Consider the following 13,511-nt stretch of genomic DNA (forward strand, 5'->3'; position numbering starts at 1 on the left):
GTCATTTTATCAAAAAAATTGACTCTTTTAAATAAAAATAAAAGTATCTCAATTCATTCTTTTTCTGCCCAATATCTTAAGGAAGGGTCCAAAAATCATTCTCGACAAAAAAGGTTGTGACATCGATAGTCACAACCTTTTAATCGTTTTATCCTTTGTAATCGTAAGCTGTTACGATAATCTCTTTTAGCTCGCTGATCAATGGTTCTTTTGGATTAGCTGTCGTACATTGGTCTTCATAGGCCAATTCAGCCATCCGATCCACCGTTGAATTCAATGTTTCTTGCGTAACACCTTGTGCTTTCAAGTTCATCTCAATCCCAACTGCCTTACCTAAGTTGTAGACTGCTTCAACCAATGCGCTGACTAATTCTTCGGTCGTATTGCCTTTTAAGCCTAAGAATCTTGCAATATCTGCATAATCAGTATCAGCTCGGAAGTAATCATATTTAGGGAACATCGCATGTTTTTGCGGATCTTTGGCATTGTATCGAATAACGTGCGGCAATAAGATCGCGTTAGTTCGGCCGTGAGGGATTCCGTATTCCCCACCAATCTTATGAGCAATCGAATGAGAGATTCCTAAAAAGGCATTGGCAAACGCCATCCCAGCCATTGCGGAAGCATTATGCATTTTTTCCCGTGATTCTGGATCTGCTGTTTTAACTGATTTTTCCAAATAATCAAAGACAATCTTGATTGCTTGCAAACTCAAACCGCGAGTATAATCTGAAGCCATTACAGAGACATAGGATTCGATTGCATGTGTCAAAACATCCATCCCAGTGTCTGCCGTAACAGATGCAGGTACAGTCATCACAAATTGCGGATCGATAATCGCCACATCTGGTGTCAATGCATAATCGGCTAATGGGTATTTCACATGCGTCTCACTGTCGGTAATAACCGCAAATGGAGTTACTTCAGAACCAGTACCAGAAGTTGTCGGGATGCAGACAAACTGAACTTTTTCCGCATCAGGAATTTTATACGTCCGTTTCCGAATATCTAAGAATTTTTGCTTAGCGCCGAAGAAAGATGTATCTGGGTGTTCAAAGAACATCCACATACCTTTGGCTGCATCCATTGCTGAACCGCCGCCAAGTGCGATAATAGTATCTGGTTTAAAGTCATTGATCAATTCTAGGCCTTTATAAACGGTGTTAGTTGATGGGTTTGGTTCAACTTCAGAGAAAACTTCAACTTTAACATCATTTTTACGACGACCTAATACTTCTCTTACGATATCGGCATAACCAAATTGAACCATTCCTGGGTCACAGACCAACATAACACGTTCCACATTTGGCATTTTTGTTAGATACAATAAAGAGTTCTTTTCAAAATAGATCTTTGGTGGAAGTTTAAACCATTGCATATTATTTCTCCGTTTCGCGATAGTTTTAACATTGATCAAGTTAATAGCAGATACGTTTTTAGATACTGAGTTCTTCCCGTATGAACCACAACCAAGTGTCAATGATGGGATCATTTCATTGTAGATATCGCCGATACCGCCTTCAGCTGATGGGGTATTGACTAAGATTCGGCAGGCTTTCATCCGCAAACCGAATTTCACTTGTAAGTCTTCATCTTCTGTATGGATGACTGCAGTATGTCCAAGTCCGCCTAATTCCAACATTCCTTGGCAAAGTTCAAATGCATGTGCGTGATCATTCGCTTTGACCATCGCTAAAACAGGAGAAAGTTTTTCACGAGACAGCGGATAATCGGCACCGACACCATCTAATTCTGCAATCAACATTTTTGTGCCTGCAGGAACTTTAATCCCGGCACGTTGTGCGATGTCTTCTGCCGAATGACCAACGATTGCAGGATTGACTGCGTATTTTCCTTCATTCATTACGGCATCTTCTAATTTTTTCAATTCAGCTTTTTTCACTACATAGACTTGATGTGCTTGGAATTCTGCCTTCACTTCATCGTAGATTTCTTTGTCAACGATGATCCCTTGTTCAGAGGCACAGATCATCCCATTATCAAAGGTTTTAGAGACGATTAAATCGTTGACAGCTCGTTTGATTTTTGCTGTTTTTTCAATGTATGAAGGTGCATTACCTGCCCCGACACCTAACGCTGGTTTTCCTGTTGAGTAAGCAGATTTCACCATGCCAGGTCCACCTGTCGCTAAAACAATCGCAACGCCTGGATGATTCATCAACATAGATGTTGCATCGATCGATGGTTTTTCGATCCATTGGATACAGTTTTCTGGAGCGCCGGCAGCAATCGCTGCATCACGAACGATTCGTGCGGCTTCTGAGGAACACTTTTGAGCACTTGGATGGAAGGCAAATACAATCGGATTTCCTGTTTTTAATGCGATCATTGATTTGAAAATCGTTGTAGATGTCGGGTTAGTAGTAGGTGTGACCCCACAAACAACGCCGACAGGTCCAGCAACTTCGATCAATCCTTTTTGTTTGTCTTCACCAATGATACCAACTGTTTTATCGTGTTTAATGCTGTTCCAAATATATTCTGATGCATACATATTTTTGATAGCTTTATCTTCAACGATACCGCGACCAGTTTCTTCTACCGCCATTTTTGCCAATAACATGTGTTTGTCTAATGCCGCCATCGCCATTTCATGAACGATATGGTCAACTTTTTCTTGGTCGAAATCTTCCATTTCTTTCAGAGCAACATTTGCCTTTGCTGCTAGTTCATCAATTATCTGTTCTACGCTGATTGCGTCTTTTTCTTTTTCAATCGCTTTAGCCATGTGTATCCTCCTAGAAATTTTTGTGTTCCTTTTCACATGATTATCATACAATATCGGAAAACGTTTGTAAATAGTTTTTTGTGATTTTTTTCACACCTAGTAAAGTCTCATTAAACACGATTGTTTCAATGATTGTAAAAACATACCTTTTTCCGCCTGTAAAACAAAATCATTACATATAAAGAACTTTTTTCACAATATATTCATCTCTATAGTTGAACAAGTGGATTTTTCTAGCTGTTAGCTTAAGATTATTTATTTTTTCTTCTTTGATATTTTGAAAATAGACACAAAAAAAGCCCGTATAAATACGGGCTTACTGAACAAATCGTAACGATGGTTTATTTATCGTCAGTTTTATCTTCTGATTTTTCTTCAATTACTGATTCTGTTGATTCTGGTTCAACGTTTTTTGTTTCAGCTGCTGTGGTTGGACCAACACCTGATTTGACTATTTTGATTGAAGAACGGTCAAATACTAAATAAATACCTTCACAGTCTAAAGTAACTGTTTTATCGCTTGTATTAATTTCAGAGATCACACCGTGTAGACCGCCGATAGTTACGACACCATCTCCAACTTTCATAGCATCTAATAAACTTTGACGTTCTTTTTGTTGTTTCTTTTGAGAACGGTTCATCATAAAGAACATTCCCAGCATCAACACAAGTAAGATAATCATTGAAAAGTTTCCCATTTTAAAATTCCCCTCGCATTCTTAGTAAATCCACTTTTAACTGTATCAAAGTTTCTAACGTTTCACTAGCTTTTTTGATTAGATTTTAGAAACTTTTTGCGTTTTGCTTGTTAAAACCATACTCTTCAAAAAAAGCTTGGCGGAATTCTAATAGATTATCATCCATGATTGCTTGACGAACTTGTTTCATCAAGTTGATTAAGAAATATAAATTATGATATGACGTCAGACGAATCCCGAAAGTCTCATCACAATGAATCAGATGACGAATATATGCTCGTGTGTAATTACGGCAAGTATAGCAATCACATTTTTCATCTAACGGACGAAAATCGTGTGCGTATTTTGCATTCTTAACAACTAGCCGTCCACTTGAAGTCATGCAGGTCCCATTACGAGCGATTCGAGTTGGCAACACGCAATCAAACATATCCACACCACGAATCACACCGTCAATCAAAGAATCAGCTGCTCCCACGCCCATTAAGTAACGGGGTTTATTTTCTGGTATCAATGGTGTAGTAAATTCTAAGACACGATTCATCTCTTCTTTTGGCTCTCCAACAGAAAGGCCGCCGATAGAATAGCCTGGGAAATCCATGCTGACGAGGTCTTTGGCGCTTTGACGGCGTAGATCTTCAAAACCGGCTCCTTGAATAATCCCAAACAATCCTTGGGTTGTCGGATTGGCATGGGCCTTCAATCCCCGTTCAGCCCAACGAGACGTACGTTCCACGGATTTTTTCACATAGTCATAACTTTCATCAAAAGGCGGGCACTCGTCAAAACTCATCATAATATCTGAGCCTAATTTATTTTGAATATCAATAGCTTTTTCTGGAGATAAGAACATTTTCGAACCATTTAGATGATTTTTAAAATGGACCCCTTCTTCGACGATATTACGCATATCTGCAAGGGAGAAAACTTGGAAACCACCAGAATCTGTCAAAATGGGTTGATCCCAATTCATAAATTTATGTAGTCCACCCGCTTCAGCGACCAGATCTTCTCCTGGGCGTAACCAAAGATGATAGGTATTGCTTAAAATAATTCCAGCACCCATCGTTTTCAATTCTTCTGGCGACATGGTTTTGACAGTAGCTAAAGTTCCTACTGGCATGAACATAGGTGTCGGGAATGTCCCGTGAGGAGTGATGATTTCTCCTAAGCGTGCGCCTGTATGTTTTTCTTTCTTTATTAAACGATAAGAAATGGCAGGTTCAGTCATTTAATTTCCTACTTTCTTCTATATGTATGTGTTTGCAACTTGTACCATAATACTGGTTTTAATCGGCTTTTGCAACTTTCTATAAAGAGCTTAAAACTTCCTATAAGAAGTAAAAAATCAATTTGATCAAAAGAACACAAAGTTCTCTTTTTTTATTTTTTTGAATGAGTAGAAATGACGGACTTTATTTATCAGAAAAAAATTCTCCACGTAACTTCATTCGTTAAGACACACTTTTAACGATTCAAAATAATGAACTACTAAAACTATAAGAGAACGCTCATTATGTTTTGTTCACTAACTCCTATTGTGAAATGAATATTTAATTAAGAAAGCGTTTACATTCTATGATAGACAGATTATGATGAGTTTAGCAAAAAAATTACTGGGAGGAACGACATGGTTAAAACAGTTGAGAAAAAGAAGGAAGCAATCAATGTTGAAGCGATGATCAATGAACTAGCGACAAAGGGCAACGAGGCATTAAGCGTTTTATCTCGCTTCGATCAAACAACGATCGATCATATCGTCCATGAAATGGCGATGGCGGCATTGGACAAACACATGTTATTGGCAAAAATGGCGGTAGAAGAAACCGGCCGCGGTATCGTCGAAGATAAAGCTATCAAAAATATGTATGCTTCAGAATATATTTGGAACAGCATCAAACATGATAAGACTGCAGGCATCATCTACGAAGATAAACAGAAACACCTGGTCCAAATCGCTGAACCAGTTGGCGTTATTTGTGGAGTCACACCTACCACCAATCCAACTTCAACTACTGTATTTAAATCACTCATTGCCATTAAGACCCGTAATCCGATTGTTTTTGCTTTTCATCCGAGTGCTCAAAAAAGTTCGGCAGAAGCCGCACGAATTATTCGTGATGCGGCGGTTGCTGCCGGCGCTCCAGAAAATTGTATCCAATGGATCGAAAGCCCCTCACTGGAAGCTACTCAAGGCTTGATGAATCATCCTGGAATTGCGATTGTTTTAGCGACAGGCGGCAGTGCTATGGTGAAATCTGCTTACTCAACAGGAAAACCAGCGTTAGGTGTCGGCCCAGGAAATGTCCCTTCTTATATCGAAAAGACCGCGAGAATCAAACGAGCCGTCAACGATTTAATTGTCTCTAAAACCTTTGATAATGGGATGATCTGCGCTTCTGAGCAAGCAATTATCGTCGATAAAGAAATCTACGATGAAGTGAAAAAAGAATTCCAAGCGCATCAAGTCTACTTTGTTAAGAAAAATGAAGTGAAAAAATTAGAAGATGCCGTAATGAATGAAGGAAAATACGCGGTCAATCCAAAAATCGTTGGTTTCTCTGCCAAAGCAATCGCTGAACTAGCTGGAATCACTGTCCCAGATGGAACCAAACTGCTGATTGCTGAATTAGATGGTGTTGGTGCCGATTATCCTTTGTCTCGTGAAAAACTTTCTCCTGTTTTAGCGATGATCAAAGCGACAAATACTCAACACGGACTAGAATTAGCGGAAAAGATGCTTGAATTAGGCGGCCTCGGACACACCGCAGTTATCCATACAGAAGATCCAGAGGTTGAACTGGAATTTAGTTTGCGGATGAAAGCCTGCCGGATCTTAGTCAACTCTCCTTCTTCTGAAGGCGGAATCGGCGATATCTACAATGAATTGATTCCATCATTGACACTTGGTTGTGGTTCATACGGGAAAAATTCAGTTTCTCATAACGTGTCTGCCCTTGATTTGATCAATATCAAAACTGTAGCGAAACGGAGAAATAATATGCAATGGTTTAAACTTCCACCAAAGATTTACTTTGAAAAAAATTCTTTGCTGTACCTAACTCAAATGGAAAATGTGGAACGTGTCATGCTGGTCTGTGACCCGGGAATGGTCCAATTTGGTTATGCCGATATCGTGCGAGAAGCGTTAGGCCGTCGCAAAAATGATGTCAAAGTCGAAGTTTTCTCTGAAGTTGAACCAAATCCCACTACAAATACAGTCTATAAAGGTTTAGAAATGATTGTAAACTTTAAACCAGATACCATCATCGCACTTGGCGGCGGTTCAGCAATGGATGCAGCTAAAGGCATGTGGATGTTCTTTGAACACCCTGATACATCTTTCTTCGGCGCTAAGCAAAAATTCTTAGATATTCGGAAACGGACTTATGGGATTAAACCAGCAGAAAATACACAGCTAATCTGTATCCCAACGACTTCTGGTACTGGTGCCGAAGTAACACCATTTGCGGTTATTACCGACAGCGAGACCCATGTGAAATACCCGATAGCCGATTATGCATTGACACCAAACGTAGCGATTATCGATCCGCAATTTGTTTTAACATTACCTGCTTCAATTGCTGCAGATACTGGGATGGACGTTTTAACACATGCCCTTGAATCCTATGTCTCTGTGATGGCTTCAGATTATACTCGTGGTTTGAGTTTGCAAGCAATCAAGATTGTCTTTGATTATTTGGAAAAATCTGTCAAAACTGGAGATGAAGAAGCTCGTGAGAAGATGCATAATGCTTCCGCAATGGCTGGGATGGCGTTTGCCAATGCCTTTTTAGGAATCTCTCACTCAATCGCTCATAAGATTGGTGGGGAATATGGAATCCCTCACGGCCGGACTAATGCAATCTTATTGCCTCATATCATTCGGTACAATGCTAAAGATCCGCAAAAACATGCAATGTTTCCTAAATATGATTACTTCCGGGCTGATACAGACTATGCCGACGTAGCAAAATTTTTAGGACTACAAGGTAATACGACCGAAGAATTAGTCGAAGCTTTAGTAACTGCTGTTTACAAACTAGGGGGGGCGGTAGGTATTGAGATGAACTTGAAAGCACAAGGCGTCACTCAAGAAAAACTAGATTCCACTGTTGATCGAATGGCTGAATTGGCCTATGAGGACCAATGTACGACAGCTAATCCAAAAGAACCATTGATCAGCGAACTAAAAGAGATCATCCTAACTGCTTATAATTATAAAGCCTAATCAAAAGACCTTCGAGGATAACATCCTTGAAGGTCTTTTATTAGTGACTTTCTTTTTGATATTTTAAAATATCCCCTGGTTGACATTCTAATATGCTGCAAATTTTATCCAAGGTGGAAAAACGTATCGCTTTGGCTCGATTGTTTTTCAAAATCGACACATTTGCCTGAGTGATTCCAACTTTTTCTGACAATTCGGTGACACTCATTTTTCTTTTTGCTAACATAACATCTAAATCAATGATAATCGCCATGTAGTCACTCCTAAATTGTTAATTCGTTGTCTGTTTTTAACTCAGCAGCATTTTTAAAAAGTTCTTCTACGATTTGAGAAAATATAAACGCGGTAAAAGGCAATAAAACCAATGCAAACCCGATTACAAGAATTCCAGGAGCATCTTGCCGATCTGCCACAGTGTAGAAAAAGGGAAGAATTCCTAGAAATGCGATGCTGATCAATAGAATCGTCTTCTTTATAGCTGAGACTACTTTTAATGTCTTCATTGAAAAGGCTTCTGATTTTTTGATGTATCTCAATATTTTAGCCAGTAAAAAGAGGACACGAAATCCTAAAAGAACTGATACGATAAAAGACACAAACAAACAGCTGACGAAAAACGGCCGAATTTCTTCCGAAAAAAATTGAATGGAAAATATGACTGTTATAAATACTACCAATAGGCTAATCAAAACTAACGCAGCATTTAAGAAGTTGACTTTTTTATTCATGGAAACACCTCGAATTCTTTTGTAACGTTATACTAGCACCATAAAGATTGAAATTCAATATTTTTTTATCGAAAAACGATATGTTTGCTAAAAAAAATACTAAGTTGTTCAAGAACAACTTAGTATTCTGATTCAATTATTTTCTGGATCTATTTCTGGTGTTTTGTGGAATTTAATCAATTCATTGACGATGATTGGAACGATTGACAGCAAGATTGCAATCACCCAATGATTCATACTGATCGGTACTAGGTAGAATAATTTTTGCGTTTGCGGAATCAACGCAATCGCAGTTGTGATTCCCAGTGCCAGCCAAGCCATTTGTGCCAATGATTTATTTGTGGCTAAGTCTACTTTAAAGATTGATTTACTGCTTCGTACATTAAATACATGTAAGATCGAAGAATATGCTAAGACTAAGAAAGCCACTGTTTGCCCTACTTCTAAACTTGGTGGCGTAAAATAGCTGACATGTTCAACGAACGCTCCAACATAAAAACCGATCAGTGTCACAACCGTAAATACAGCAGCATTTAGACCTATTTTCTTCCATAGGCCCCGCGCAAAGATTCCTTCATCACGCGGAATTGGTTTTTCATCCATGATTCCTGCTTCTGCTGGTTCTCTTCCTAATGCAAAACCAGGCAATCCATCTGCTACTACATTGACAAATAACAACTGAACCGCAGTGAATGGTGCGCCCCAACCTAATAGCATAGCAATCACTACAATAAAAATCTCAGAGATATTGCAACTTAATAAAAAATTGATCGCTTTTCTGATCCCTTGATAAACTGAACGGCCTCTTGCTACTGCATCAACGATCGTAGCAAAATTATCATCTGTCAAAATCATATCAGCTGCGCCTTTAGCAACATCTGTTCCAGTAATTCCCATTGCACAACCGACGTCACTCGCTTTTAAAGCTGGCGCATCATTGACCCCATCACCTGTCATAGCAACAACTGCACCCGTTCGCTGCCATGATTTAACGATTCTGATTTTATCTTCCGGTGTCACTCGAGCATAGACCGATAATTCTTTGACACGAGCATCCAGTTCATCGTCACTCATCTTTTGTAATTCCGTACCTGAAAGAGCTTCTTTTCGCGATTTCATGATGCCCAATTCTTTTGCAATCGCTCCAGCAGTCACAACATGGTCGCCAGTAATCATTACTGTTTTGATCCCTGCTTTTTTTGCACGAGCAATCGCACCTTTTGACTCGGGACGCGGAGGATCGATCATTCCGATCAATCCCATCAAACGCAGCTTTTTCTCCAATGCTTCTGAAGTAAATTCCGTAGGTTCTTCTTCATGAATTGCATAACCTACTGCAATCACGCGGAGAGCTTTTTTACCAAAACGATCATTGACGATTGCCGCTTGATCCACATCTCCATAATAGAATTTAGGGAGCAAGACATCAAAGGCACCTTTAGTAATCGAGATGAACTTTTTGCCACGTTTATGTACTGTCGTCATCATCTTACGTTCAGAATCAAAAGGAATTTCTCCAATACGAGGATATTTTTCTTCTAACTCGGCTTTAGTATGATAGTTTTCCTCCACTGCACGAACAATCGCGGCTTCGGTTGGATTACCTTTGATTTCCAATTCATTGTCATCATTTTCTACTACTACATCGGTACATAAAGCAGCGATACTTAAAACTTCCATGGCTTCATCTGTCATACCTTCTTCAGTGTCCACCACTGAATCTCCATGGGTCCAGACTCGGCGAACGCGCATCTTGTTTTGTGTCAGTGTCCCCGTCTTATCCGAACAAATAACATTTGCTGAGCCCAATGTTTCCACAGCCGGTAGTTTTCGTATGATCGCATTTTTTTTCGCCATTTTCTGTACGCCAAATGCCAAGGTCAACGTTACAATTACCATCAACGTCTCTGGTACAGCCGCTACTGCCAATGAAATCGAAGTAATGAACATATCTAATATTGGTTCACCTTGCATTTCCCCAATGAAAAATACAAAAGCCGCAGCTGCCAAAGCGATCAAACTAATTCGTTTGCCTAATTGATTTAATCGTTTTTGCAGAGGTGTTTTTTGGTTTTCATCATTGTTTAATAACCCTGCGATTTTCCCCATCTCAGTCTTCATACCTGTTGCTGTAACAATTGCTTTCCCACGACCATTCACTACCGTCGATCCTTTGTAAAGCATATTCAGTCGATCTCCTAGAGCAGCCCCCTCCTCACCTAAATAGTCAGGATCTTTTATCGCGGGTTCACTCTCGCCCGTCAAGGCCGATTCTTCTACACGCAACTGTGAGGCTTCGACAATCCGTGCATCTGCAGTGATCATTGAACCAGCTTCTAACAATAGTGTATCTCCAGGTACTAATTCTTCCGCATCGATCTCTTCTTGTTTTCCATCACGTATGACTGTAGCTGTTTGTTTGTTCATATCTTGTAAGGCAGATAATGCTTTTTCTGCATTCCCCTCTTGTACGATAGCTAAAACAGAATTAATCACAACAATCGCGATAATCAAAAAACTTTCAAAATAATCCCCATGATCTGTGGCAATCGCAGTATATAGTGAGATTACTGCTGCTACCAATAAAATAATTGTCGTGAAATCCGTCAAACTATGAAAGAACTTTTTTGCTAATGATTCTTTCGCAGCTTCTTCAAATTTATTTTTTCCGTTATTTTTTATTTTATCACCAACTTGATTGCTAGTTAAACCATGATCTAAATCAGCATCATATTCATCAATTACATTGTCTATCTTTTCTTTATATGGATCCATCCTATTCCTCCTAATGTTATAAAAAACTACTTATATTATTACTATAACATAGAAAAGATAACGAACTCAAAGTAAACAGTCTATATTTAGTCAAAAAGAAACAAAATAAACTGCTAAAAATAAACATATAAAACGCTTCCGTAATTAGATAAACTATGCTATATTATAGATACAAGGAAGGAGGAACTTAGATCATTCGAAGGATTTCTCGATAAGAAAGTAGAAGAAAGTAAACAATAAAATTGTTAGTAATACAAGGTTCACCGAAAAGTGTCAATAATACGTGTGAAGTATTTCCTTTTAAAAATAGTGAATGCGTATCCGAGATTGAGTAGTTCATCAAACACACAAGTAAAATGATACGTAAAATAAGAAAAGATTCTTAAAACTGAATAGAAGTGAAAACGTAGTAAAAACAAATATTTATGTTTATAGTCAAGAAATTCATGTAATACTTTGCATGTATCATAAAGTAATATAAATTCGAATGAACTAATCCTTCCGATATTCTAAGAGCCAGGCAGTCGAGAGCCTGGCTTTTTTTGCGTTCAGAATCAATACCTACTCTATTAAAGACTTTTCAACAAAATCAAACACAAAATCGCCCAATCATCTTTTTGATGACTGGACGATTCCCATTTAACTATTTTATTAACGAGCTAAACGTGCGCCGCTATTACTTTCCATTACTTGATTAATCTCAGCTTCTGAAACTAAATTCAAATCACCTGTGATTGTCAATTTCAAGACACTAGCTGCTAATGCAAATTTCACTAATTTTTCTGATGAGTAATCATGTAACAAACCATGCAACAAACCAGCACCAAACGCATCTCCGGCTGCAACACCTTCCATGACATGCATGTCATAAGTAGCTGTTTCATAAAACGTTTCATCTGTCAGTAACAAGGCTGTCCATTGACTCGCTTCTACAGAGTAGATATTTCGTAAAATACTTGCTACCATTTTACAATTAGGATAATCAGCTTGAACTTGTTTCATTGCTGCTTTAAACGATTCTTTTTGTTCAATCCCACGTGAGCTGTCACCATCAAATGCTTGGATTCCCAAAGTGGCCTCAAAATCTTCATCATGAGCGATACAAATCGTTACATACTCCATAATTTTAGAGATCACTTTTTGTGCTTGCTCGGGACTCCACATTTTTGCCCGATAATTCAAGTCGCAAACAACGGGGATGCCTTGTTGTTTACAATACTCACAAGCAGCTAAAGCCGCTTGTTCTAAATCAGGCGAAATCGCTGGCGTGATACCGGAAAAATAGAAATAGTCAACATCTTTAAAAATAGTCGGCCAATCAAATTCTGTTTGTGCTACTTGTGAAAAAGCACTGTAGGCACGATCGTAGACGACATTTGTCGAACGAACACTGGCACCTTTTTCAAAAAAGTAGATTCCTAAACGATCTCCGCCAGTCAAGATTTTTGATGTGTCCACTCCATATTTTTGCAAAGTGCTTTTAGCCGCTTGTCCTAATGGATTGTTGGGAAACTTACTTAAATAGCTGACTTCATCACCTAATAAAGCTAATGAAACAGCGACATTTGCCTCTGCCCCACCATAGGTCGCTTCATAAGATTGTGTTTGTAAAATCCGTTCATTCCCAGGTGTCTTCAACCGCAGCATCATTTCACCAAAAGATAAAACTTTCATTACTTACACCTCGCTTTTAATCAACTCTAGTTTCGCTACATATTCTTTAGCCACTTCAGTCACAGCTGCAAAATCTCCTTTAGCTGCTGGGGCTAATAAATTCCCGCCTACACCCACACAAGTGACGCCGGCTTTGAACCAATCAGCTAGATTATCTAAACCAACACCACCTGTTGGCATGATATTTAATTGTGGCAATGGTGCCTTAAAGGCTTTAATGATACTTGGACCAAAAGCACTTCCTGGGAATAATTTGACGATATCTACGCCTGATTTCAACGCATCCTTCATTTCAGTGATCGTCATGCATCCTGGTAAGTAAGGAATTTGATACAAGTTACAAATTTCAGCTGTTTCAGCATCAAAACATGGGCTGACAACATATTCCGCCCCAGCCATAATAGCAATTCTGGCTGTCACAGCATCTAGAACCGTACCTGCTCCAATCACGACATCCTCACGGTCAGAATATTTTTCGACTAATTCGCCGATCAATTCTTCCGCATTTGGAACGGTAAAGGTCAATTCAATCCCTGTAATCCCGCCTTTGATGATGGCATCGGTTGCCTTAGAGGCTTCCTCTTTATTTTTTCCTCGTACGACAGCAATGACGCCGGCTTTTTCTAGTTTGTTCAAAATACTCATTTTTTTCATTT

9 protein-coding genes are annotated in these 13,511 nt (G+C 39.0%); 1 reads left to right on the forward strand and 8 read right to left on the reverse strand.

The window, feature by feature from the left end; translation table 11 throughout:
- Positions 1 to 148 precede the first annotated feature (148 nt).
- From adhE (P7D84_RS10805) to tgt, 3 genes are all read right to left on the reverse strand, one after another.
- Entirely contained in the window at positions 149 to 2,749 is a 2,601-nt protein-coding gene (gene adhE, locus P7D84_RS10805; protein WP_311806413.1) for a bifunctional acetaldehyde-CoA/alcohol dehydrogenase, read from the reverse strand.
- A gap of 341 nt (positions 2,750 to 3,090) precedes the next feature.
- Positions 3,091 to 3,447 carry a preprotein translocase subunit YajC gene (gene yajC, locus P7D84_RS10810; protein WP_311806414.1) on the reverse strand — a complete coding sequence of 119 codons (357 nt, stop codon included), beginning with the start codon at positions 3,445 to 3,447 and terminating at the stop codon, positions 3,091 to 3,093.
- Positions 3,448 to 3,532: 85 nt separating this feature from the next.
- Complete coding sequence (tgt, locus tag P7D84_RS10815) at positions 3,533 to 4,678, reverse strand: tRNA guanosine(34) transglycosylase Tgt (protein WP_137603708.1); 1,146 nt, start codon at positions 4,676 to 4,678, stop codon at positions 3,533 to 3,535.
- 399 nt (positions 4,679 to 5,077) lie between these two features.
- On the opposite strand from tgt, the gene adhE (P7D84_RS10820) reads away from it, so the two are divergent.
- Positions 5,078 to 7,678 (forward strand): bifunctional acetaldehyde-CoA/alcohol dehydrogenase, encoded by a 2,601-nt coding sequence (gene adhE / locus P7D84_RS10820; RefSeq protein WP_311806415.1) that lies wholly within the window; start codon positions 5,078 to 5,080, stop codon positions 7,676 to 7,678.
- A 40-nt stretch (positions 7,679 to 7,718) separates the two neighbouring features.
- Here adhE (P7D84_RS10820) and P7D84_RS10825 read toward each other — a convergent pair whose 3' ends face one another.
- From P7D84_RS10825 to P7D84_RS10845, 5 genes are all read right to left on the reverse strand, one after another.
- The gene (locus P7D84_RS10825; RefSeq protein ID WP_137603710.1) at positions 7,719 to 7,931 is read right to left on the reverse strand and encodes a helix-turn-helix domain-containing protein; all 213 of its coding nucleotides are present in this window, start codon (positions 7,929 to 7,931) and stop codon (positions 7,719 to 7,721) included.
- A 10-nt stretch (positions 7,932 to 7,941) separates the two neighbouring features.
- Positions 7,942 to 8,406 carry a DUF2975 domain-containing protein gene (locus P7D84_RS10830; RefSeq protein WP_311806416.1) on the reverse strand — a complete coding sequence of 155 codons (465 nt, stop codon included), beginning with the start codon at positions 8,404 to 8,406 and terminating at the stop codon, positions 7,942 to 7,944.
- Positions 8,407 to 8,538: 132 nt separating this feature from the next.
- A complete protein-coding gene (locus P7D84_RS10835) occupies positions 8,539 to 11,181 on the reverse strand; it encodes a cation-translocating P-type ATPase (RefSeq protein WP_311806417.1) in 2,643 nt (880 codons plus the stop codon).
- Positions 11,182 to 11,832: 651 nt separating this feature from the next.
- Positions 11,833 to 12,855 carry a PfkB family carbohydrate kinase gene (locus P7D84_RS10840; protein ID WP_311806418.1) on the reverse strand — a complete coding sequence of 341 codons (1,023 nt, stop codon included), beginning with the start codon at positions 12,853 to 12,855 and terminating at the stop codon, positions 11,833 to 11,835.
- Between the two features lie 3 nt (positions 12,856 to 12,858).
- Positions 12,859 to 13,509, reverse strand: coding sequence for a bifunctional 4-hydroxy-2-oxoglutarate aldolase/2-dehydro-3-deoxy-phosphogluconate aldolase (locus P7D84_RS10845; RefSeq protein ID WP_137603714.1), 651 nt, complete (start codon positions 13,507 to 13,509; stop codon positions 12,859 to 12,861).
- Between the last annotated feature and the right edge of the window lie 2 nt (positions 13,510 to 13,511).

The organism is Enterococcus dongliensis (assembly GCF_031927985.1).
In the GTDB taxonomy this organism is placed as follows: Bacteria; Bacillota; Bacilli; order Lactobacillales; family Enterococcaceae; genus Enterococcus_A; species Enterococcus_A dongliensis.

What these genes read in the sequence shown, in the direction of transcription:
- adhE (WP_311806413.1), bottom strand. Translation starts at nt 2,749, where the DNA reads ATGGCTAAAGCGATTGAAAAAGAAAAAGACGCAATCAGCGTAGAACAG.
- yajC (WP_311806414.1), bottom strand. Translation starts at nt 3,447, where the DNA reads ATGGGAAACTTTTCAATGATTATCTTACTTGTGTTGATGCTGGGAATG.
- tgt (WP_137603708.1), bottom strand. Translation starts at nt 4,678, where the DNA reads ATGACTGAACCTGCCATTTCTTATCGTTTAATAAAGAAAGAAAAACAT.
- adhE (WP_311806415.1), top strand. Translation starts at nt 5,078, where the DNA reads ATGGTTAAAACAGTTGAGAAAAAGAAGGAAGCAATCAATGTTGAAGCG.
- P7D84_RS10825 (WP_137603710.1), bottom strand. Translation starts at nt 7,931, where the DNA reads ATGGCGATTATCATTGATTTAGATGTTATGTTAGCAAAAAGAAAAATG.
- P7D84_RS10830 (WP_311806416.1), bottom strand. Translation starts at nt 8,406, where the DNA reads ATGAATAAAAAAGTCAACTTCTTAAATGCTGCGTTAGTTTTGATTAGC.
- P7D84_RS10835 (WP_311806417.1), bottom strand. Translation starts at nt 11,181, where the DNA reads ATGGATCCATATAAAGAAAAGATAGACAATGTAATTGATGAATATGAT.
- P7D84_RS10840 (WP_311806418.1), bottom strand. Translation starts at nt 12,855, where the DNA reads ATGAAAGTTTTATCTTTTGGTGAAATGATGCTGCGGTTGAAGACACCT.
- P7D84_RS10845 (WP_137603714.1), bottom strand. Translation starts at nt 13,509, where the DNA reads ATGAAAAAAATGAGTATTTTGAACAAACTAGAAAAAGCCGGCGTCATT.